17 protein-coding genes are annotated in these 19,290 nt (G+C 58.1%); 9 read left to right on the top strand and 8 right to left on the bottom strand.

Going from position 1 to position 19,290, the window contains the following annotated elements; genetic code table 11:
* Positions 1-24 precede the first annotated feature (24 nt).
* Positions 25-1,923: a DNA mismatch repair endonuclease MutL gene (gene mutL, locus ACFOOP_RS03740; protein WP_379879521.1), complete on the top strand. Its 1,899-nt coding sequence runs from the start codon at positions 25-27 to the stop codon at positions 1,921-1,923.
* Between the two features lie 8 nt (positions 1,924-1,931).
* Here the strand turns inward: mutL and ACFOOP_RS03735 are convergent, their stop codons facing one another.
* Positions 1,932-2,537, bottom strand: coding sequence for a 2-hydroxychromene-2-carboxylate isomerase (locus ACFOOP_RS03735; RefSeq protein WP_379879520.1), 606 nt, complete (start codon positions 2,535-2,537; stop codon positions 1,932-1,934).
* Between the two features lie 77 nt (positions 2,538-2,614).
* On the opposite strand from ACFOOP_RS03735, the gene ACFOOP_RS03730 reads away from it, so the two are divergent.
* The 6 genes from ACFOOP_RS03730 (at position 2,615) to ACFOOP_RS03705 (ending at position 8,568) form a co-directional block, all read left to right on the top strand.
* A complete protein-coding gene (locus ACFOOP_RS03730) occupies positions 2,615-3,226 on the top strand; it encodes a hypothetical protein (protein ID WP_379879519.1) in 612 nt (203 codons plus the stop codon).
* Positions 3,226-3,909, top strand: a complete 684-nt coding sequence (locus tag ACFOOP_RS03725) for a nitroreductase family protein (RefSeq protein ID WP_379879518.1) — start codon at positions 3,226-3,228, stop codon at positions 3,907-3,909. The genes ACFOOP_RS03730 and ACFOOP_RS03725 overlap by 1 nt, the downstream gene beginning before the upstream one ends.
* 126 nt (positions 3,910-4,035) lie before the next feature.
* On the top strand, positions 4,036-4,461 hold the full coding sequence (gene mscL, locus ACFOOP_RS03720; RefSeq protein WP_379879517.1) for a large conductance mechanosensitive channel protein MscL: 426 nt from the start codon (positions 4,036-4,038) through the stop codon (positions 4,459-4,461).
* A gap of 206 nt (positions 4,462-4,667) precedes the next feature.
* The gene (gene lepA, locus ACFOOP_RS03715) at positions 4,668-6,467 is read left to right on the top strand and encodes a translation elongation factor 4 (protein ID WP_379879516.1); all 1,800 of its coding nucleotides are present in this window, start codon (positions 4,668-4,670) and stop codon (positions 6,465-6,467) included.
* Positions 6,468-6,542: 75 nt separating this feature from the next.
* Entirely contained in the window at positions 6,543-7,559 is a 1,017-nt protein-coding gene (locus ACFOOP_RS03710) for an energy transducer TonB (protein ID WP_379879515.1), read from the top strand.
* A gap of 73 nt (positions 7,560-7,632) precedes the next feature.
* Complete coding sequence (locus ACFOOP_RS03705) at positions 7,633-8,568, top strand: alpha/beta hydrolase (protein WP_379879514.1); 936 nt, start codon at positions 7,633-7,635, stop codon at positions 8,566-8,568.
* A 33-nt stretch (positions 8,569-8,601) separates the two neighbouring features.
* On the opposite strand, the gene ACFOOP_RS03700 is transcribed toward ACFOOP_RS03705, so the two are convergent.
* From ACFOOP_RS03700 to ACFOOP_RS03685, 4 genes are all read right to left on the bottom strand, one after another.
* Entirely contained in the window at positions 8,602-10,059 is a 1,458-nt protein-coding gene (locus ACFOOP_RS03700) for an MBL fold metallo-hydrolase (protein ID WP_379879513.1), read from the bottom strand.
* A gap of 161 nt (positions 10,060-10,220) precedes the next feature.
* The gene (gene efp / locus ACFOOP_RS03695) at positions 10,221-10,784 is read right to left on the bottom strand and encodes an elongation factor P (protein ID WP_379879512.1); all 564 of its coding nucleotides are present in this window, start codon (positions 10,782-10,784) and stop codon (positions 10,221-10,223) included.
* Between the two features lie 83 nt (positions 10,785-10,867).
* Positions 10,868-13,111, bottom strand: a complete 2,244-nt coding sequence (locus ACFOOP_RS03690) for a carbohydrate binding family 9 domain-containing protein (RefSeq protein ID WP_379879511.1) — start codon at positions 13,109-13,111, stop codon at positions 10,868-10,870.
* A 230-nt stretch (positions 13,112-13,341) separates the two neighbouring features.
* Positions 13,342-14,085, bottom strand: coding sequence for a YebC/PmpR family DNA-binding transcriptional regulator (locus ACFOOP_RS03685; protein WP_379879510.1), 744 nt, complete (start codon positions 14,083-14,085; stop codon positions 13,342-13,344).
* Between the two features lie 83 nt (positions 14,086-14,168).
* On the opposite strand from ACFOOP_RS03685, the gene ACFOOP_RS03680 reads away from it, so the two are divergent.
* Positions 14,169-14,912 carry an SDR family NAD(P)-dependent oxidoreductase gene (locus tag ACFOOP_RS03680; protein WP_379879509.1) on the top strand — a complete coding sequence of 248 codons (744 nt, stop codon included), beginning with the start codon at positions 14,169-14,171 and terminating at the stop codon, positions 14,910-14,912.
* Between the two features lie 5 nt (positions 14,913-14,917).
* Here ACFOOP_RS03680 and ACFOOP_RS03675 read toward each other — a convergent pair whose 3' ends face one another.
* Positions 14,918-15,793, bottom strand: coding sequence for a LysR family transcriptional regulator (locus tag ACFOOP_RS03675; RefSeq protein ID WP_379879508.1), 876 nt, complete (start codon positions 15,791-15,793; stop codon positions 14,918-14,920).
* A gap of 126 nt (positions 15,794-15,919) precedes the next feature.
* Here ACFOOP_RS03675 and ACFOOP_RS03670 point away from each other — a divergent pair, with 126 nt between their 5' ends.
* On the top strand, positions 15,920-16,540 hold the full coding sequence (locus tag ACFOOP_RS03670) for a hypothetical protein (protein WP_379879507.1): 621 nt from the start codon (positions 15,920-15,922) through the stop codon (positions 16,538-16,540).
* Between the two features lie 117 nt (positions 16,541-16,657).
* On the opposite strand, the gene ACFOOP_RS03665 is transcribed toward ACFOOP_RS03670, so the two are convergent.
* Both ACFOOP_RS03665 and ACFOOP_RS03660 read right to left on the bottom strand, forming a co-directional pair.
* On the bottom strand, positions 16,658-17,869 hold the full coding sequence (locus tag ACFOOP_RS03665; protein ID WP_379879506.1) for a CaiB/BaiF CoA transferase family protein: 1,212 nt from the start codon (positions 17,867-17,869) through the stop codon (positions 16,658-16,660).
* Positions 17,870-17,974: 105 nt separating this feature from the next.
* Positions 17,975-19,144: a hypothetical protein gene (locus ACFOOP_RS03660; protein WP_379879505.1), complete on the bottom strand. Its 1,170-nt coding sequence runs from the start codon at positions 19,142-19,144 to the stop codon at positions 17,975-17,977.
* Between the last annotated feature and the right edge of the window lie 146 nt (positions 19,145-19,290).

Below are 19,290 nucleotides of genomic sequence, written 5' to 3'. Positions count from 1 at the left end.
GTTATCGCCTTGGCATAATCAGTCATGACGAATCGCGCAGAACCCGTTTCAAAAAGCCCTTCCCGCATCCGCCGGCTGCCGCCAGGCGCGGTTAACCGCATCGCCGCAGGTGAGGTGATTGAACGGCCGGCGGCGGTTGTCAAAGAAATCGTTGAAAATGCAATTGATGCTGGCGCGACCCGCATCGACATCGAAATCGAGCATGGCGGAAAGTCACGCATTACTATTATTGATGATGGTTGCGGGATGGGAGATGAAGATCTTATTCTCGCGGTGGAGCGTCATGCCACGTCGAAGCTGACGCCCGGCGCCGGCGGCGATTACGATCTCATGAATATCGCCACCATGGGATTTCGCGGCGAGGCGCTTCCCTCCATCGGCGCTGTCGCCCGGCTTTCCATCACCTCGCGCGCAAAGGTCGAGACTGGCGGCGCGCCTGACGCATGGTCGTTGAGCGTTGAAGGCGGCGCCATGACGGAGCCGCAGCCGGCGGCGTTTGGCGGACACGGCACGCGCATTGAAGTGCGCGATCTGTTTTATGCGACGCCTGCGCGACTGAAATTTCTGAAATCCGATCAGGCGGAGACGACGGCCGTGGGCGAAGCGGTTCGCCGCCTCGCCATGGCGCGCCATGAAATTGCGTTCACGCTTGCCTCGGGCGGGCGTAAAATGTTGAACCTGCCAGCCGAAGCGCCGGGAGAGGCGGGGCGGTTGAAGCGTCTCGCCGCGATCATGGGCCGGGAGTTCGGCGATAATGCGCTCGCCATCAATGCCGAACGCGACGGCGCACGCGTGACAGGCTTTGCAGGATTGCCGACCTATAATCGCGGCCTTCCGGACAAACAGTTTTTGTTCGTGAACGGACGGCCTGTGCGCGACAAGCTGATTGTCGGCGCGATTCGCGGCGCCTATGCGGATTTTCTCGCCCGCGACCGGCACCCCGCCGTGGCGCTGTTTCTCGATCTCCCGGCGGAAATGGTCGACATCAATGTTCACCCGGCGAAAACCGAAGTGCGGTTTCGCGACGCCGGCGGGGTGCGGGGGCTGTTGATCGGCGCCTTGCGTCACGCCCTCGCCGAAGCGGGCCATCGCGCCTCGACGACGGTCAGCTCCTACGCCCTTGGCCGCATGGCCCCGCAAACACCCGGCTTGTCTTCCGGCGTCACGCCGATGCGGCCCGGCTATGCGCCGCCGCGGCCCAATCCCTATTTTCGGGAGGCGTTTGCGCCGTCCGTCGAAGGACAGGGTCTTGAAGATCGCCAGCGCGGCTTTGAGGGCGGTCTCGACAGCGTCGGGGCGCCGAGCGCCCGGGTTGAAGCTGTATCCGACGCGCCGGACAGCGAGCATCCCTTGGGCGCAGCGCGCGGGCAATTGCACGAGACCTATATCGTTGCGCAAACGCCAGATGGTCTTGTGATCGTCGATCAGCATGCGGCGCATGAGCGGCTTGTCTACGAGAAAATGAAAACCGCTCTCGACGGCGGCAAAGTCCCGAGCCAGGGACTTCTCTTGCCAGAGATTGTTGATCTGACTACGGATGAAGCGAACCGGCTGGAGCCGCTGCTCGATGATTTTGCATCGCTTGGTCTCGTGATGGAGCGTTTTGGCGACGATGCGGTGATGGTGCGCGAAACCCCGGCCATGCTGGGTGAGGTTAATATCAAGGGGCTGGTGCAATCGCTCGCCGACGATCTTTCCTCGCTGGGCCAGGGGCTCGCGTTGAAAGAAAGGCTTGAGGAAGTTTGCTCCTCCATGGCGTGCCATGGCTCCGTGCGGTCGGGCCGGCGTTTGAATGTCGAGGAAATGAATGCGCTGCTCAGGCAGATGGAGGCGACGCCCCATTCCGGTCAGTGCAATCACGGACGACCCACCTATGTCGAACTAAAGCTCGCTGATATCGAGCGACTCTTTGGGCGGCGCTAACAATGGCCTCAACCACGCGCCCAGATTAAAGTCGTGTCGAGCCGGTCTTCGCCCCAGAAAAGTTCGTCACCAACGGTGAAACTCGGCGCGCCGAAAACGCCGAGCGCTTGCGCCTCCTCGACGCTGGCGCGAAGGCGCGCCTTGTTTTCCGGATGGGTCGCTTTTTCCTGAATGTCCTCAGGCAGGCCTAAGTCTATCGCGATGGATAACAACACCGCCGGATCGGAGATGTCTTTTTCCTCTTCGAATTCGGCGAAGAAGACACGGCGGCAGAAGTCTTTTCCTTGCGGGCAGTCGAGCGCGACAAGCGCCATTCGCGCCGCCATGACCGTGTGTTGCGGAAAGTCCCGAGGGTCATCCGGGCCGGGGCGCTTGAAAGGACGGCCCAGCTCCGCCGCGCGCCGTTCCACATCGCGCCACATATACCGGCCCTTGGCGGGATAAACGACAAAAGGCGACGTGTTCCAGCCATGCCGGGCGAAGATCGGGCCGAGCAGGATTGGCCGCCATCGCACATCGACGCCCCGCGCCAGCGCCGTCTCTTCCAGGCGCGCAGCGGCGAGATAGGCGTAGGTGGAGGCGAAATCGAACCAGAAATCGACAGACTTGGTCATGGCGTTGCTCTCGGGAGCTTGAATTGCGCAGGGCGCGGTCGCGGTTATAGTTCGGCGGCGTCAAGGGAGGTGCAAGGATGAAAAGCAGCAGGATTATCGCGGCGCTCGTGTTCGTTGTCGCCAGCATGACAGGCGCAGCCAGCGCTGAAGAGAAAATGGCCACCGCCTATGAACCTATGGCGCCTTTCATGAAATTTGCGGGCACGGCTTGGCGCGGCGAGGGAACAGGCCCGGACGGCAAACCCATCGTCGACATTGCAGTCTATGACATGATCCTTGGCGGGCGCGCTTTTCAGTCAACTCATCGCCTTGAAGGCGGGACTTATGGCGGCCGCACCATTATTTTTTACGATGAAGGCGCGAAGGAATACATCTTCCACTATTTTACAACGGCGGGCTTTCATACGGTCGGCGAAATTGTTCCGACAGATACGGGCTTTACTGCGGTGGAGCAGGTAATGAACCATCCCGAATATGCCCAGGTTCGCTCGGAAGCGATCTTCGGTGACGCAACCATTCGCGTAAACTCAAGTCATGTTGCGCATGATGGAACGGTGTCTGACGGTGACGGGCTTTCCTATAAACAAATCCCCAGAGAGGGCGTTCTGTTGTTTGACGAGGCGGATGCGGCTTTCGGCAAGCGCACTGACGTGAAAGATGCGCATCACAAATACGAAGATGACGATTGATGACAGAAAAAAAATTTACCGCCCTTTCGGCGCTTGGCGATCAGGTTGCGCGCAGCGACGGGGAAATGCGCGCCCGGTCCGCGGAGTTTTTTGATGAGATTCGCCGCCGACACACCGTGCGTAATTTTACCGATCAGCCCGTGCCGCGCGAGGTGATGGAAAACTGCATCGCCGCCGCCGGGCGCGCGCCCTCGGGCGCCAATCACCAGCCATGGTTTTTTGGCCTTGTAGGCGACCCCGGCTTGAAGCGGGAAATCCGTCTCGCTGCGGAAGAAGAAGAACGCGCGTTTTACGGCGGGCGCGCCGGGTCGGAATGGCTGGAGGCGTTGGAGCCGATCGGCACTGATGCGCAAAAACCTTTCCTTGAAACTGCGCCATGGCTGATCGCCGTCTTCGCCCAGCGCCGCGGCGGCGTTGAAGACGGCATGGACAAGAAAAACTATTATATTCACGAGAGCGTCGGCATCGCCTGCGGGTTTTTGATCGCCGCCCTGCATCATGCGGGGCTTTCGGTTCTGACCCACACGCCCAATCCCATGAGCTTTCTGAACGATAAACTCGCTCGTCCGGCTACGGAGAAGCCTTATCTCCTGATCGTCGCCGGTCACGCCGAGCCCGATGCGCCGGTGCCCAACCATGCGCTGATCAAGAAGCCGCTCCCGGCGATCATGAAAGTCTATTAAATCACCAAGGCTGATACCCGTTTCATCTTTGCCCGGGTTGCAAATCGCTTTAGACCGCAATCCTTAAATTGATTCGATCCCACGGCGGGGGTGGCTTCGATCCAGCAGGCAGAGAGGGAGGCCTTCATGGGCATCATCAAAGAATTTCAGGATTTTGCCGTTAAGGGCAATGTCGTCGATATGGCCGTCGGGATTATCATCGGCGGCGCGTTCGGCACCATCGTAAAGTCGCTTGTAGATGACATTATCATGCCGCCGATCGGCAAGATGATGGGCAATATCGATTTCTCGGATCTCTTCATCAATCTGACTGACATTCAGTATGACAGCCTCGATGCAGCGAGAGAGGCTGGCGCGCCGGTCATCGCCTACGGCTCTTTCATCAACAATGTGATTTCGTTTCTGATCGTCGCCTGGGCGGTGTTCATGCTTGTGAAAGCCATGAACAGCCTTAAGAAAAAGGCCGAAGAAGAACCCGCCGCCGCGCCGGAGCCGCCGAAAGAACAGGTCCTGCTGACCGAAATTCGCGATCTGTTAAAGGCGCGCGGCTAAAACAACACCGAACTACCCCTACCCAGTGAGAAGAAACCCGGCCCCCGAGAAATCAGGGGCCGGGTTTTTTTGAGGCGAAGCGGCATGGTCGGGGCTGTCAGGGGCGCCTGCCCACTAGTCATTATGCAAGGGCCATTGTCCCTCGCCTGCCGCCCGTCTATATGCCTCGCTCGTTTGTTCATTTTTCCATAGGCACGACGCGCTTCATGACGCCGCTCAAAAACATCCGCAATTTCTCCATTGTCGCCCATATCGACCATGGCAAATCGACCCTCGCCGACCGCCTGATCCAGGTGACGGGGGGGCTGACCAACCGTGAGATGAAGGAGCAGGTGCTCGATTCCATGGAATTGGAGCGTGAGCGCGGCATCACCATCAAGGCCCAGACCGTGCGCCTCAACTACAAGGCGAAAGACGGCGAGGATTACGTCCTCAACCTGATCGACACGCCCGGCCATGTGGATTTCACCTATGAGGTTTCACGCTCGCTCTCGGCCTGCGAGGGCGCGCTTCTGGTGGTCGACGCCAGTCAGGGCGTCGAGGCGCAGACGCTGGCTAATGTTTATCAGGCGATAGATGTGAATCTTGAGATCCTGCCGGTGCTGAACAAGGTCGATTTGCCCGCCGCTGAACCCGACCGGGTGAAGGCGCAGATCGAGGATGTCATCGGCATCGACGCCTCGGAGGCCATCGAGATTTCGGCGAAGACCGGCATGGGTGTGCCCGACGTGCTGGAAGCCATCGTCACCAAATTGCCGCCGCCTCAGGGCGACCGCGACGCGCCGCTAAAGGCGCTGCTGGTCGATAGCTGGTATGATCCCTATCTCGGCGTTGTGGTGCTGGTGCGGATCATCGACGGCGTCCTGAAAAAAGGCATGCGGGTGCGCATGATGGGCGCCAAGGCGGTCTATCTCGTCGACCAGGTGGGCGTGTCGACGCCCAAGAAAACGCCGGTGGATGAGCTTGGCCCCGGCGAGATCGGCTATCTGACGGCGCAGATCAAGGAAGTCGCCGACACCGCGGTGGGCGACACCATCACCGATGACCGCCGCCCCTGCGACAAGCCGCTCGCCGGCTTCAAACCTTCCGTACCCGTTGTTTTCTGCGGCATCTTTCCGGTGGACGCCAACGACTTTGAAGATTTGCGCGAAGCCATGGGCAAGCTGCGCCTCAATGACGCCAGCTTCGAGTTCGAGATGGAAACCTCCGCCGCGCTCGGCTTCGGCTTCCGGTGCGGCTTTCTGGGGCTTTTGCATCTGGAGATTATTCGCGAGCGTCTGGAGCGCGAGTTTAATCTCGATCTCATCACCACGGCGCCCAGCGTTGTCTACGACATCCATATGACCGATGGGTCGGTGATGGAGCTGCACAATCCCGCCGACATGCCGGACCCAGTGCGCATCGACCATATCGAAGAGCCATGGATCAAGGCGACGATCATGGCGCCGGATGAATATCTCGGCGGCATCCTGAAACTGTGTGAGGAGCGCCGCGGCATCCAGCAGGATCTCACCTATGCGGGTTCGCGCGCCATGGTGGTCTATGAATTGCCGCTGAACGAAGTGGTGTTCGATTTCTATGACCGGTTGAAGTCTGTGTCGAAAGGCTACGCCAGCTTCGATTATCATATTACGGATCATCGCGCCGGCGACCTCGTGAAGATGCAGGTGCTTGTGAATGATGAGCCGGTGGATGCGCTCTCCATGATCGTTCACCGCGACAAGGCTGACTATCGCGGGCGCGGCATGTGCGAGAAATTGAAAGACCTCATCCCGCGCCATCAGTTCAAGATTCCGATCCAGGCGGCGATCGGCGGGCGCGTCATTGCCCGCGAGACGCTGTCGGCGCTGCGTAAAGACGTCACCGCGAAATGCTATGGCGGCGACGCCTCGCGCAAGCGTAAGCTTCTGGATAAACAGAAAGAGGGCAAGAAAAAGATGCGCCAGTTCGGGCGTGTCGAAATCCCTCAGGAAGCCTTTATTAAAGCCCTTAAAATCGACAGTTAGGCCAGTTCCGCCCTTAACTTGCGCCGTTTTTTTCTGGCGCTAGACTATTCCCTGCGGGATGGTGAGGGGCTTTTCATGAAAACTGTGACGACTGTAATTGCAGTTCTGATAGCGCTGTTGGGAAATGTTCTGGCGCAAGAGGAAGAAACGCCTGCGACGCCTGTTTCCCGGACGCCGCCGCCTTACCCGGCGGAGTGTTTTGCGAAACTGCCTGCGGACGCGCCAGCCCAATCCGTAACATTGATGTTTGACATCACCCGTCAAGGCGATGTGGAGAATGTGCGCGTCCGTGAAGCGAGCGACCCTTGTTTTGAGGCGGTCTCCATCGCGGCGGCGCTCCAGTGGAAATATGAACCGCGCCGGGTCGGTGGCGTGCGCAAGTCTCAGACGGACATGGAAGTCTTGCTGACTTTTGTGATCGATAATGAAACGCTGGCTGAAGATTATGATGCGCGCCCTGCCGTTCGGGTCCCGCCGCGCTATCCTGAAAAATGTATGCGCCGGGCGAAAGATGAAGAGGCTGTGCTGGTCGGGTTCGACGTATCGGCGACGGGCGACACCGAAAACATACAAGTGCTGGAATCGACAAATAAGTGTTTGAACGACGCCGCGACAGAGTCTGTCGCCCGATGGAAATACCGTCCGAAAACCGTGGGCGGCGAGGCGGTTTCCCGCCGCGGCGTGCAAACGGTGATTACGTTTATGCTGGGGCGAAGCTCGCAAGCTGACTATCGCATGCGTAGTTATGTGCAGCGAAACCTCCTGCGCGCGCAACGCTACAGCAAGCAACCGGAAAAGCTGGAAGAAGCAGAAGCGATTCTCGACGAGGTTTACGAGAAATATGGTGAGAGCTTTTCGGAAACCGAACTCTCCGCCTATCATCAGGTGCGCGCTGTCGTAAAAATCAATAAGAAAGAGTATGCGGCGGCGCTGGACAGTTTGCGCATTGTGCACAGTCTAGGCCGGACTTCCGGTGAAGCGCGTGAAGCGATTGAAGATACGATTTATCAACTCGAACAGATATTGAATGTCGGGCCGACTGCGCCGGTGAATGATGTCGGCGATGAAGAGCCCGCGCCTGACGGGGAATGATAAATTTCAGCGTGGTTGGTTTTAACTCCTGACGAATCTGCTACATGTGTAGCGTTTTCGCGGGAGGAAGATCATGTTCCGGAATTTCGGGTCATTTCTTTTGTGCTGCGCGCTGGCGGCCTGCTCGCCAGCGGCCACTGATGCGCCAGGCGCACTGAGTGTTTCGAAGGCGGCGCTTCATGAAGCCGAGGCGCCGTCACGGAGCGCACGGGGGTATGTCATCCCCAATTCGGCGGTCATTCCACTGACCTCCAGAACTAACGGCGTCGACTACGAGCTCTATGTGAAGCTGCCGGACGGCTATGACGAGAGCGAGAAAAGTTATCCGCTGCTCGTCACGCTCGACGCCGATTACCAGTTCGCCGTCGTCTCGAACCATGTGCAGCATCTGGCGCAACGCGGTCAGGCGCCGGAGATGATCATCGTCTCCATCGGCTACGCTTACGATCCTGCCGACAAGAACGCCTATCGCCTGAACCGCACGCGCGACTATACGCCGGCTTACGCCATGGAAGGCGGCTACGGGCCGGAGTATCAGAAGGTCTCCGGCGGCGGACCGAAATTCGCGGAAGTGATCGCAAAGGAAATCCTGCCGCTGATCGGGGAGCGCTATCGGATCGACCAATCCGAGCGCGTCTTTGTGGGCCATTCCTATGGCGGGCTTTTCGGCGCTTATCTTTTGCTGTCGCACGCCGACATCTTCAATCGCTATATCCTCGTCAGCCCGTCTCTGTGGTTCAACGACAAGATGATGCTGGCGGCGGCGCAAAGCGCAGAACCCTTTGATCGCAAAACCTATGTCTATATGGGCGTCGGTTCATGGGAGGAGCAGCCGGAGCGCTCTTACGCCATGGTCTCCGATCTCAACGCCTTCGCCGCGTCTCTGGCTGCGCATGACGATCCCAATTTGATCCTTGAAACGCGCGTCTTTGACGACGAAACCCATGCGAGCATTTATCCCGCCGTTTTGTCCACCGGCGTGAGGCATTTGTTTCGGGTGATGGAGTGACGGACGCGCCGCTGTTGCGGCGCGTCTCATGATCTATGACTTTGCGCAGATCGGCCGCCCGGAAGGGCACCCGTCCGGATTGTAAGCGCTGACGGCGCTTTCAAACTCGGACCAGGAAACAGCCTTGCGCCCATGTGCGGAAAGCAGCATTTCGACGTTGAGATCTAGGCCGTCGATGGCGTTTTTCAAACTGACGGCGCTCGAACCGGCGGGCGCGACGGCGTCATCGTAAAGCCCGTTATAGTGATCGGCCTGAAAGGCAATTCCGGGCGCGACATAGGCCAGCGCATAGCTTTCCGCATGATTTGTGGCGATGTCGTACACCTCTACGGGGCCTATCGTGGCGGCGCCGTCGAGAACCATCAGCCTGTCTTCGGGAATGTCGGCTCCGGCGGCGGTGTTAAGATTGTCTACGGCGTTCGCAGGCGTCACAAAGGTTGCGCCAAGCTCCAAGGCGTCAGCCATGCCGCCCAAATGATCCGTATGGTGGTGGGTGACAATCTGATAGCGCAGCGGCTTGTCACTTCCCGTCGCCTCCCTGTAGGCGGTAAAACGATCGGCTAGACCGGCATAACCGCCGACGCCGATAACGTAATCGCCGGCGTCGACAAACATCGTGTAGGCGTTGCCGGTTCCGGCGAGATGCGTTCCTTCCGCGATCTCGTCAACCGTCATTTCTGAGGTGTCGACGCGCGCCGGTTCTTCGTCGACTCCGCGGTCGATCCTGAAGACCGAATCGCGCACCGTGTTGACGGAAAGCGTCTGGTTGAGGCTCACGATATTTGCATCTTCACCGACGAAGAATTCAAAATTACGCCCATAACCGACGCCGCCGGATTTTGCATGATCGCTGAACTGGTAGCTGAGATCGCCGAATGCGGTTTCGCGCGCCATTTTCGAGATCCAGCCGCTTTCTGCGTCCACATAAAGCGTAAGCGGCGGCGAGTTTGGAATTTCGAAAGAGATCAGCTCATGCGGACGCCCAAGATAGGTGCGCTCGCCCAGATGTTCCGCAGTATCCGGCCGCTGCGAAAGTTCGTAGGCCAGCAGCGTGTCAGTGGACCGGATGTTGGGGCCGAACGCGGTGTAGTAATCCGGCGCAGCCGCGGGTTGATAGTCGCCAGTGTTGTAGTTGACCGCAACGACATCGTCGCCGATCGAAACTGTGCGCGTGTGAAACGAAAAATTATAATTGGACGACCAAGCTTCGGCGCTTGCGCGACTATTCGCAAGGTCGAACTGTATGTCCTGTTTCAACGGCGTGAACTCTACATAGCCGGATGTATAGCCTTGTCCCGGAAACGCGTTTTTGCTTTCAACCTGAAACCGTAATGAGCGCGCGTTCGTCAGTGCAGGGCCGCCATAGGCATTAACGACTTTAGCTATGACCGCGTCTTCTTTTTCTCCTGCCATGGCGCCTGTCGTCAGCATCAATGCAGGCGCCGAAAGGATTAGCGCTCTGGCGAATAATTCCACCCTTTTCATCATCATCACCCTCTGATTATTGATAAGGCGCCCCAGCCCGCACGCAGAAGCGCATATAGCGCGCCGGGCGGCAACGCGCGGGTCTTCGCTTCGGCGCGCAATCCGCACGGCTCGGCGCGCGGATCACAGGAATGTTATTGGATTGGAGGGTGAGCGCTCCGGATCGGTTAGTCCGCGCGCTTCACATATTCCAGGGTTTCGGTGTTGACGATGATCTTCTCGCCAACGGTCATATAGGGCGGGATCATGATCCTGAGGCCGTTGTCGGCTTTGGCCGGTTTGTAGGATGACGACGCGGTCTGGCCTTTGACGGTGGGTTCGGTTTCCACCACTTCCAGCGTCACATGTTCAGGCAATTGCACGCCGATAGGCCGTTCTTCATGAATTTCGACAATGACGCTCATGCCGTCCTGAAGGAACGCCGCGCGATCGCCGATCATGTCTTTCGGAATATTGATCTGTTCGTAGTTTTCAGTGTCCATGAACACCAGCATGTCGCCCTCGGCGTACAGATAGGTGTGGTCTTTTTGCTCAAGGCGCACACGCTCAACGGTTTCCGATGCGCGGAAACGCTCGTTCATCTTGCGGCCGTCGATCAGGTTTTTCAGCTCGACCTGCGCATAGGCGCCGCCTTTGCCGGGTTTGACCGCATTCACCTTGACCGCGGCCCACAGGCCGCCCTGATGTTCGATGACATTGCCGGGGCGAATTTCGTTGCCGTTGATTTTCATAAAGAGTGCCTTGCCGAAGGGGCTATGAACGCTGGAAAGGCGCGCCTTTACCAGCCCCCGTGGGCCTGCGCAAGGCGGGATGGTTACATCCGGAATGTATGGCCCAGCCGCAGGGCGAGGCTTGAGCCCTGGGAGCGGAAATCGCGAGGGAAATCCACCCGGTCAATCAGGGCGGTATGGCCGAAAGACAGGAACACCTCCCGCTCGGGGATCGGCTCCCAGCTGAAGCGGGAGAAGAAAGTGAAGGCTTGCGAAATATTGTCGTACTGGACTTCGGTCTTGATGGTCATGTCCGGCGTAAAGGCGATGACGGAATCGAGGGAGGCGATGTGGATGCCGATCTGGCCGGAGGGCATGTCGAAGTCGATATATTCATATTCGGCGGCCAGCTCGATGAACCGGTTCGGGCGCACGCTTAAGCGGTTTTCAATGCTGAGATAGTCGCCGTCATAAATCCCGCCCCAGCGCACCTCGACGCCGCCGCCGACAGCGCGGGCGTTCGTCGCGGACAATTCTACCTCATACTGGTTCCAGCGATAATCGCCGGTCGCGACAGGCACTTCGCCGGCGATCAGAAAGGGCTCTTGTATATTCACAAAGCCATGTTCGTAATTGAACCAGAGCGCATCGCCGGGATTGTTGTTGCCGCCTGCGAAGGCGCCGAAATACTGGTCGAGCCGTTCACCATGACGATCCGATATATAATTGGACCAGCCGCCGATCTCCGCATAACGGATGAAGCTGTTCTCCGGCCGGAAAGCGCGAAACCCGTTTGCATTATAGCGGCGAATACCGGTGCGGTTGGAAAAGCCGAGTTCGGGCGCGTAATCCTCGCCGATATCGCGAAAGCGTAGTGTCGTGTTCCATGTCTGGCTGCGATAGGCGGTTTCATGGGCGATCATGTGGTCGCTCTCGCCGCCGGTGAAGCTCTGAATATAGGCGCTGTCGCTATAGAGCGTGCCATTGCCGAAAACGTTGGAGCGTTTGAACTGGAAGTCAGCACCGGCGACGGCGCTGTTGTCCGCGCCGGTGGGGTCGCCATGGGTGAAGATCGCGCCAAGCTTCGATTCGGAAAGGACGGGTACGGAAAGCCGCGCCGCGGAGAGAAATTGCCCATCGGTGCCCGCGACCTCCGAAGCGCCGGTGTGCGTTGAAATGACGCCGACATTGGCGGGCCCGAGCTTGCCGCTGAGTTTCGCGCCGGCGATAAGGTCCACGGGCGCGCCGCTGACAATGCCGATATTGCGCGAAAAGAAGGGAAGGCCGTTCACCTGATCCTGAAAGACGCGGCCCCCGAACTCGAATACCTGCGCATCCTGGAGAAAGAAGTCGCGGGTTTCGGGAAAGAAAAGTGAAAAGCGGCCGGTATTCACCTGCCGCGCATCGAGCCCGGTGTCAGAGAAATCGGTGTTTACGGTCAGGGACCCCGTAAGGGACGGCGTGATCTTGTAAAAAGCGTTGCCGCTGGGTTTGAGATCATAATCGGTGTTGTCAGTTTCCCAGTCATAGGCCGCCGAACCCGTGACATAGGCCTGCACCTCCAGTCCTATCCCGCTCTCCACGTCGCGCACGCCGGCGAGACGGCCGGGATTGGTCATATCGATGCGCCGGCGGCTGCGATCGATATTCGACCAGCGGATTTCTTCATTGTTGCGGCGTATGGTCCGCAGAATTTGAAAATTCCATTCTTCAAGCGCGGGATCGAAGGAGATTGACTGAAACGGAATGGCGAATTCGGCGATCCAGCCATCCTCGACGACTTTCGTTTTTGCGCGCCAGATAGTGTTCCACTGATCCTGAAACGATCCGTTGTTCTCAATTAGCGCGTCGCTGCGCGCGCCATTCGGATTGACGCCGAAAAAGTAGGCGTCGCGAAAGGAGCCGAAGGTGTCGAGATAAATGCGGACAGCGTCATCGTCGCTGAGTTGTGGATCGCGCTTCATTTGAGATCGCCGAATCTGGTCCGGCTGATCATCATAGTTGTAAATGCCGACATAGAGATTGCGGTCATCGAACAGAATATAGGCTCGGGTCGGCTGGCTTGGCGCGCGGCCCTCTACGGGTTCGACCTGATAGAATTCCTCGATCGGCGTCGCCCGCCGCCAGATAGGGTCGGAAAGATCGCCATCAATGATCGGAGCGTCTTCATGGGCGATGCGAACAGCCTGCACGCAAGGGATGAATTCCGCGAAGTTGCGAATGGGGGAGGTGTTGCGTTCGAGCTCGTTCGATTGCGCGGCGACGCCAGCAGCCTCGGCGACCGCCCCGTTCATGGCGGCGAGCGCAGCCAGCGCCTGTAAAAGCGGCCATTTTCCGCGTTGGCGCATTTCATCCCCCCAACTCGCAACAATGGCTTTTTATAAGACGCCAGGCTTTTAAAAAGACTTAGATCGCCCGGGACGCCATATTTGGCGCTTTTTTGCTTCACAGGCGGCCATGGAGCCGCACCGCTACAGATGTCGCTGAACGATCCTAGCCACGCCGGGGAATAAAGACAGACGGTTCATCGACGAAAACCATCGCTTCACCGCAAGCGCGGTTTGGCTGGCCGGGCGACTTAGCTCGCCAGTTTTTCCATTTCCTCGTCGGAAATCTCGAAATTGGCGTAGACGTTTTGGACGTCGTCATTGTCTTCCAGCGCGTCGATCAGTTTGATCAGCGTCGCGGCCTTGTCGCCATCCACGTCAATTGTGTTTTGCGGACGCCACATCGGCTTGACGGATGCAGCTTCGCCGAACTTTTCTTCCAGCGTCGAGCTGACTTCCGCGAGTTGGTCGAAAGCGCAGTAGATTTCATGGGTTTCATCCGAAGACTGAACATCTTCCGCGCCCGCCTCGATAGCGGCTTCGAGCATTTCGTCTTCCGAGCCTTTATCCGCCGGATATTCGATATAACCCACAAGGTCGAACATGAAGGAAACCGAGCCGGTCTCGCCCATATTCCCGCCATTCTTGGAAAAGGTCGCGCGAATGTCGCTTGCCGCGCGGTTGCGGTTGTCGGTCAGCGCCTCGACAATAATGCCGACGCCTGCGGGCCCGAACCCTTCATAGCGGATCTCTTCGAAGTTCGATTCATCCGCCGTAGATTTCTTGATCGCGCGGTCGATATTGTCCTTTGGCATGGACTGGGCCTTCGCCGCCTGAATGGCGAGGCGCAAACGCGGATTAAAATCCGGGTCGGCCGCGCCCATTTTCGCCGCGACGGTGATCTCTTTTGACAATTTGGAGAACATTTTGGAGCGCTTTGCGTCCTGACGCCCTTTGCGGTGCTGAATGTTCGCCCATTTGCTATGCCCTGCCATGGGGTCCTCATGATACTTGAATTCGGGGTTGATTTTCCGCCCGTTATGCCGAGGACGTGTAAAAATTCAAGTGCGGAGGATTTATGAGCGATTTGACGGACAAGACGGTGCTGGTCACGGGGGCCTCCCGGGGCATTGGCGCGGCGACGGCGAAGGCGGCGCAGAAGGCGGGCGCCAGGGTGCTGCTCCACGCCTCGGCCCCCAGCGACGCGGCGGAGCAGGCGGCGGCTGTCGCCGGCGGAGAGGTGATTTTCGAGGACTTGTCCGCCCCCGGCGCCGGGGCCCGGGTGATGGCCGGCGCCGTCAAGGCGGCGGGCCGGCTCGACGCTGTCGTCAACAATGCCGGGATTTACATTCCAACGCCGCTGGCCGGCGGCGAGGAAGAGTGGGCTGACGGCTGGGCGCAGACCATGGCGGTCAATGTCCAGGCCCCGGCGGATATCTGCCGCGCCGCCATTACGCATTTTCGGGCGACAGGCGGCGGGATCGTCGTCAATGTGGCGAGCCGGGCGGGCCATCGCGGCGACGGGCCCGATCACGCCGCCTATGCGGCCTCGAAAGGGGCCGTCCTCGCCATGACCAAGACCTATGCTCGCGCTTTGTCGGGTGAGAATATTCTCTTTTACGCCATTGCGCCGGGCTGGGTCGAAACGCGGATGGCGCCGCAGGATATCGAGAACCGCAAAAACGCGATCAGGGATATTCCCCTCGGACGCGTCGCAAGCCCTGATGAAGTCGCCGAGATGATTCTGTTTTGCGCCTCGGGCGCCTGCCCGTCGGCGACCGGCGCGACGTTCGATGTGAACGGCGCAAGCTATGTGCGGTGAAATTCTTACATCCAGAATGGCTTGGGAAGATCGCCTTTGAGGGACTGGTCTGCAATCTCAAACAGGGTTGCGAGGGCTTGCTCCATAATGGCGGGCGAGGCGAAGTCTTCCTGATACACCACATAAGCAGGGTAGGGGAAATGCGGCGCCTCTTCGATCTGGAACAGCATTTTGTTTTCCAGATGCGGCTGGACGATGCGTTCGGGAAAATACGCCGCACCGCCATTATTCAATAACATGTTGATGCCGAGCGCGCCGAGATCAAGCGTCAGCGCGGGTGTGACCAGATCGGGATGCGCCGCTGCATGCATTGTGCGAAAGCCTTCACCCCAATCCGCATAGATATAATTATCTTTGTACGGAATGGTTAAGTCCGTACTGACCAGAACCAGCTGATCTTTCAGCAGCTCGCGCACAACCATACCCGGCCGGTGCTCTGGTTGATAGATCACGGCGAGGTCCATCACTCCTTCCGCCATTTCGCGCATCAGGCGTTGCGGCATGCCGATCTCGCAGCGCAGAGCAACAGTCGGCGCCGCTTTTCTGAATGCGGGAACCCACCACAACAGCAAGCGGTTCCACAGGCTGTATTGTCCGCCGACGATGAGCGTGTCTTCAAACCCGTCGGGCACTGCGACCTGATGCTTGGCCTCCTCCCAAACCCTGACCATTGAGCGCGCATAGCGATGGAACTGGTGACCGGCCGGGGTGAGATCGCAACTCGCCTTGGTGCGGATGAACAGTGTTTTCCCGAGCTGCTCTTCGAGCGACTTGATCCGGGCGCTGACTGTGGACTGGGTGACATTCACCCGCCGGGCGGCGGCGACGAAATTGCCGCCTTCTATGACGGCGAGAAAGGTCTTGGCGGCGGTGATGTCCATCGGCGCAATCCATAATATGAAAAAACCGATACTATCATGCAATTATATTCGTTTGCAAAATATATGTGAAGTCACGATGTTTGCGTCAGCGGGCCTTTAACCCGCGCTGCATGAAAGGACTACGCCATGAAAAAAGAACTGTTTGTCACTGCCGCCGCGATTTTGGCGCTGAGCTCTTTAGGTGCTACTGGCGCTGAAGCAGGCAAGCCGAAAGAGATTGTTGCGCCACTCGCCGTCTCCGCCGGTCAGGCGGAAAACGCAAATGAGTTGGCAGCGCTGTGGGTCGACGGCCGCCGCCACGAAATGACGGGCCTCGCCCAGATCGAGGACGGCGAAAAGCTAATCCGCAAGGGCCAGAAGGATGAGCGCAAAGCGACCGAGAAACTCGCAAAAGTAATTGCGATTTCCGACGAACAGCGCGCCGCCTATATTCGCCTGGTCGCTGGCTTTGGCGGCGCGGCGACACCCGCTGCGGTCGAGACGGAAATAAAGGCGCTGAAAAAAGCCGCCGACGATTGGAAAGACGCTTTTGAGCGTGTCGAGAAAGCTCAATCGAACCTGAAAGATGCGCAACTCGATATCGCCAACGGTCAATCGGCTGTGCGCACTGGCAATGAACTAATCGCCTCAGGTCGCGAAAAGATGCGCCGTGCGGAAATCGAGAGCCGTCCGGGTTATGTCGCCCAGATTACAGCCCCTGCGCAGCAGGTCGCAGTTGAACCGGTAGAATTTGAGGACATTAACTAACTCCTCTTGGGGAGGCGCCGTGGAGCAGGGGCCTTGGTGAAGGCCAGGGTCCCTCTTTGCGGTGGGGACTTCTTGCTCGTTACTCTGTGATTCGGGAGGCCTAAGGTATTATCGAATTCACCAAAGCGGTTCTTTCGGGTCCTGTTTCACGCGTTCGCGTTTTTCTTCGTGCGGCAGGGACAGCTCTTTCATCACGTCAGCGCGGGCTTCGTCGAGATTGGGCGCGGGTGGACGTGTCGGCGATTGTTCATAGCCGGAAATCTTGAATGCGCTGCCCGCCATTTTGAGTTTGCCCATTTCCGCATCGTCGACTTCGACGAACATGTTGCGCGCTTTTAATTGTGGATCGTTGACGACGTCGGCCATGGTGTGGATCGGCGCCACGGGAATGCCGAGAGGGCGCAATTTTTCAACCCAGCCCGCAACCGTGTCGGCCGCCAGCACTTTTTCAAGCTCGATTTTCAACGCCGGCTGATTGGCGTAGCGCGCAAACAGATTGTTGTAGTGCGGATCTTCTTTCAGCGCAGGTGCGCCGATGGCGTCGCAAAGCTCGTTGAAAAGATGATCATTGGCGCAGGCGACGGCGATAGGGCCGTCTTTCGCCTGAAAAACATCAAACGGCGTAATCACCGGATGGCGCGAGCCCGTGGGTTTTTGCGACTCGCCGGTAGCGAACTGGCGCACCAGCGCACTTTCGAGAAGCATCGTTTGCACGTCAAGCATGGCGATATCGATAAAACGCCCCTGTCCTGAGGCGCGGCGCTCATAAAGCGCCGAGGAAATCGCGAGCGCGGCGAATGTTCCCGCGGCAAGATCGCCAAGGGAAATGCCGAGCCGATAGCCGCCAGAGCCTTCCGGGCCGTTGATGGAAATCATCCCGCCCAGGGACTGAACGATCAGATCGTAAGCGGGAAGATCGCGATAAGGCCCGGTGTTTCCAAAGCCGGAGATCGCCCCGTAAATAACGTCGGGAAACTTTTCTTTCACCGCATCATAGCCATAGCCGAGACGCTCCATGGTTCCGGGCCGGAAATTTTCCACCAGCACGTCAGCGCGTTCGAGCAGGCCATCGAAGACTTTTCGATCCCCTTCATTTTTCAGATCGAGCGCCAGCGACCGCTTGCCGCGATTGATGCTCGCGAAATAGACGCTTTCGCCATTCTGAAAAGGCGGAAAGGCGCGGGTGTCGTCGCCATGGCCCGGCATTTCGATCTTCAGAACATCGGCGCCAAGCTCCCACAACAGGGTGGTGCAATAAGGCCCGGCGAGCACTCGCGTCAGGTCAAGAATGCGCACCCCCGAAAGCGGTCCGCGCGGTTGTTCGCTCATTTGCGCTCTCCTGTCATCATCACCTAATGTCGGCACGGCTGTTTTTATTCTCTATACGGACCCTTAAAGGCGTTGCGGCGCGGGTTTTTCATTGCGCTAGCGTGCTCAGTCAAAATAGCCGCTAATCGTGTTTCGCCTCACACTTGCGGGCTGGCTTTTTTCCTCATCCCACAAGGCCGCGAGATTATTCTCAAACTGCTTTACAACTTCGCTTTCGCAAGAATGCTGCGCCAGCATTTGATCGACGCCTTTATAAACTTCCAGCGCCGCCATTTTTTCACTGGAGCCTTGCGCCAGCCGCGCGGTCAGCAGGATTCCGCCATTTTTGTTGCAGATTTTATCGCAAGCGGCTTTCAAAACAGGTGCAACGGAATAAGCGGTTGTGTTGGTGTAGCCCTCGTCGCGGCCCAGATAAACGCCGCCAACCGTTTCATAAACCTGGTCAGGGTAGGTTGTGGTGAACGTCACCTTATGCGCGCCCGAGGGGTAACATTTCGGGTTGCCGTTCCACTTGCGCGATGTCGCCAGCATATAATAGCCGATGACATCTTCGAGATAGGTGAAGTTATTTCCCTGCCCTCCGAGGCTGTTGATCAACACGCCAATCGCCATGGCGTCGCCGCCGCCCATGACGGCGACCTGGTAGAGGTAATTTTTCGCCAGCTTGTCCTGAGTTTTAAAGTCGCCAGCGTAGATCGCTTCCAGATAATGCCCGCCCGGCAATTTGCACAGCTTGCAATTTTTCTCATATTCAGCGCGCGCCGCTTCTCGCTCCGCGCGTTCTCTCGCCTCCCGGATAGCTGTGGTTCTTTCAATTTCTCCGTCGCCGCAAAGAACAGGAATATCGCCCGGCATTTTGTCGGGAGTGAAACTTTGCAGTTTCGCCATGAAGTCCGGGTTTTGGTAGATTGTGGGATCAGTGAGGTCGTATCCCAGCAGAATGACATAGGCCTCCATCATCGGGACAATTCCATTTGTCTTGCGGCTGTAGAATTGATGATCGCCCTGAAGCGCAAAAAATTCAGCGTCTCCGGCGAGGGTTCGATATTCAGCTTCGGAAAGCGGAGGCGTCCCGTTTTTTTGATGATAGATCTTCATGCCGATTTCGCCGGGAATTAACGGGCACTTCTCAACCGTTCCGGTCCTCACATCCTCCAGGGTGTAAAAGCTGATGCCGTCACGAATAGATTGAGCGTGCGCCATCTGAGCGGGGAGTAAAATCAACGCGAGCCAAAAAAACAGTTTCAAAACTTTAGCGCCCTTCATTCCAGTCATGGAGTTCTTCCAAGTGACCTTTGAGGTGAACCATATACGGCTTTTTCCCGAGGTCCATGCGACGCAGCTTCATACGCATCGATAAGGTCCGGTCTTGCCTTGCACCGCGCTGACGCTAAAATGCGCCGCGTCAGAGGAACTATGTC

The sequence above is a fragment of the Hyphococcus aureus genome (assembly GCF_042643165.1).
Classification (GTDB): domain Bacteria; phylum Pseudomonadota; class Alphaproteobacteria; order Caulobacterales; family Parvularculaceae; genus Hyphococcus; species Hyphococcus aureus.
Note: the sequence above shows the minus strand (reverse complement) of the source record. Positions and strands in the feature narration are given on the sequence as shown.

What these genes read in the sequence shown, in the direction of transcription:
- ACFOOP_RS03670 (WP_379879507.1), top strand. Translation starts at nt 15,920, where the DNA reads ATGAAAAAAGAACTGTTTGTCACTGCCGCCGCGATTTTGGCGCTGAGC.
- ACFOOP_RS03690 (WP_379879511.1), bottom strand. Translation starts at nt 13,111, where the DNA reads ATGCGCCAACGCGGAAAATGGCCGCTTTTACAGGCGCTGGCTGCGCTC.
- mutL (WP_379879521.1), top strand. Translation starts at nt 25, where the DNA reads ATGACGAATCGCGCAGAACCCGTTTCAAAAAGCCCTTCCCGCATCCGC.
- ACFOOP_RS03675 (WP_379879508.1), bottom strand. Translation starts at nt 15,793, where the DNA reads ATGGACATCACCGCCGCCAAGACCTTTCTCGCCGTCATAGAAGGCGGC.
- lepA (WP_379879516.1), top strand. Translation starts at nt 4,668, where the DNA reads ATGACGCCGCTCAAAAACATCCGCAATTTCTCCATTGTCGCCCATATC.
- ACFOOP_RS03725 (WP_379879518.1), top strand. Translation starts at nt 3,226, where the DNA reads ATGACAGAAAAAAAATTTACCGCCCTTTCGGCGCTTGGCGATCAGGTT.
- ACFOOP_RS03665 (WP_379879506.1), bottom strand. Translation starts at nt 17,869, where the DNA reads ATGAGCGAACAACCGCGCGGACCGCTTTCGGGGGTGCGCATTCTTGAC.
- ACFOOP_RS03680 (WP_379879509.1), top strand. Translation starts at nt 14,169, where the DNA reads ATGAGCGATTTGACGGACAAGACGGTGCTGGTCACGGGGGCCTCCCGG.
- mscL (WP_379879517.1), top strand. Translation starts at nt 4,036, where the DNA reads ATGGGCATCATCAAAGAATTTCAGGATTTTGCCGTTAAGGGCAATGTC.
- ACFOOP_RS03700 (WP_379879513.1), bottom strand. Translation starts at nt 10,059, where the DNA reads ATGATGATGAAAAGGGTGGAATTATTCGCCAGAGCGCTAATCCTTTCG.
- ACFOOP_RS03710 (WP_379879515.1), top strand. Translation starts at nt 6,543, where the DNA reads ATGAAAACTGTGACGACTGTAATTGCAGTTCTGATAGCGCTGTTGGGA.
- ACFOOP_RS03730 (WP_379879519.1), top strand. Translation starts at nt 2,615, where the DNA reads ATGAAAAGCAGCAGGATTATCGCGGCGCTCGTGTTCGTTGTCGCCAGC.
- ACFOOP_RS03735 (WP_379879520.1), bottom strand. Translation starts at nt 2,537, where the DNA reads ATGACCAAGTCTGTCGATTTCTGGTTCGATTTCGCCTCCACCTACGCC.
- ACFOOP_RS03705 (WP_379879514.1), top strand. Translation starts at nt 7,633, where the DNA reads ATGTTCCGGAATTTCGGGTCATTTCTTTTGTGCTGCGCGCTGGCGGCC.
- ACFOOP_RS03685 (WP_379879510.1), bottom strand. Translation starts at nt 14,085, where the DNA reads ATGGCAGGGCATAGCAAATGGGCGAACATTCAGCACCGCAAAGGGCGT.
- efp (WP_379879512.1), bottom strand. Translation starts at nt 10,784, where the DNA reads ATGAAAATCAACGGCAACGAAATTCGCCCCGGCAATGTCATCGAACAT.
- ACFOOP_RS03660 (WP_379879505.1), bottom strand. Translation starts at nt 19,144, where the DNA reads ATGACTGGAATGAAGGGCGCTAAAGTTTTGAAACTGTTTTTTTGGCTC.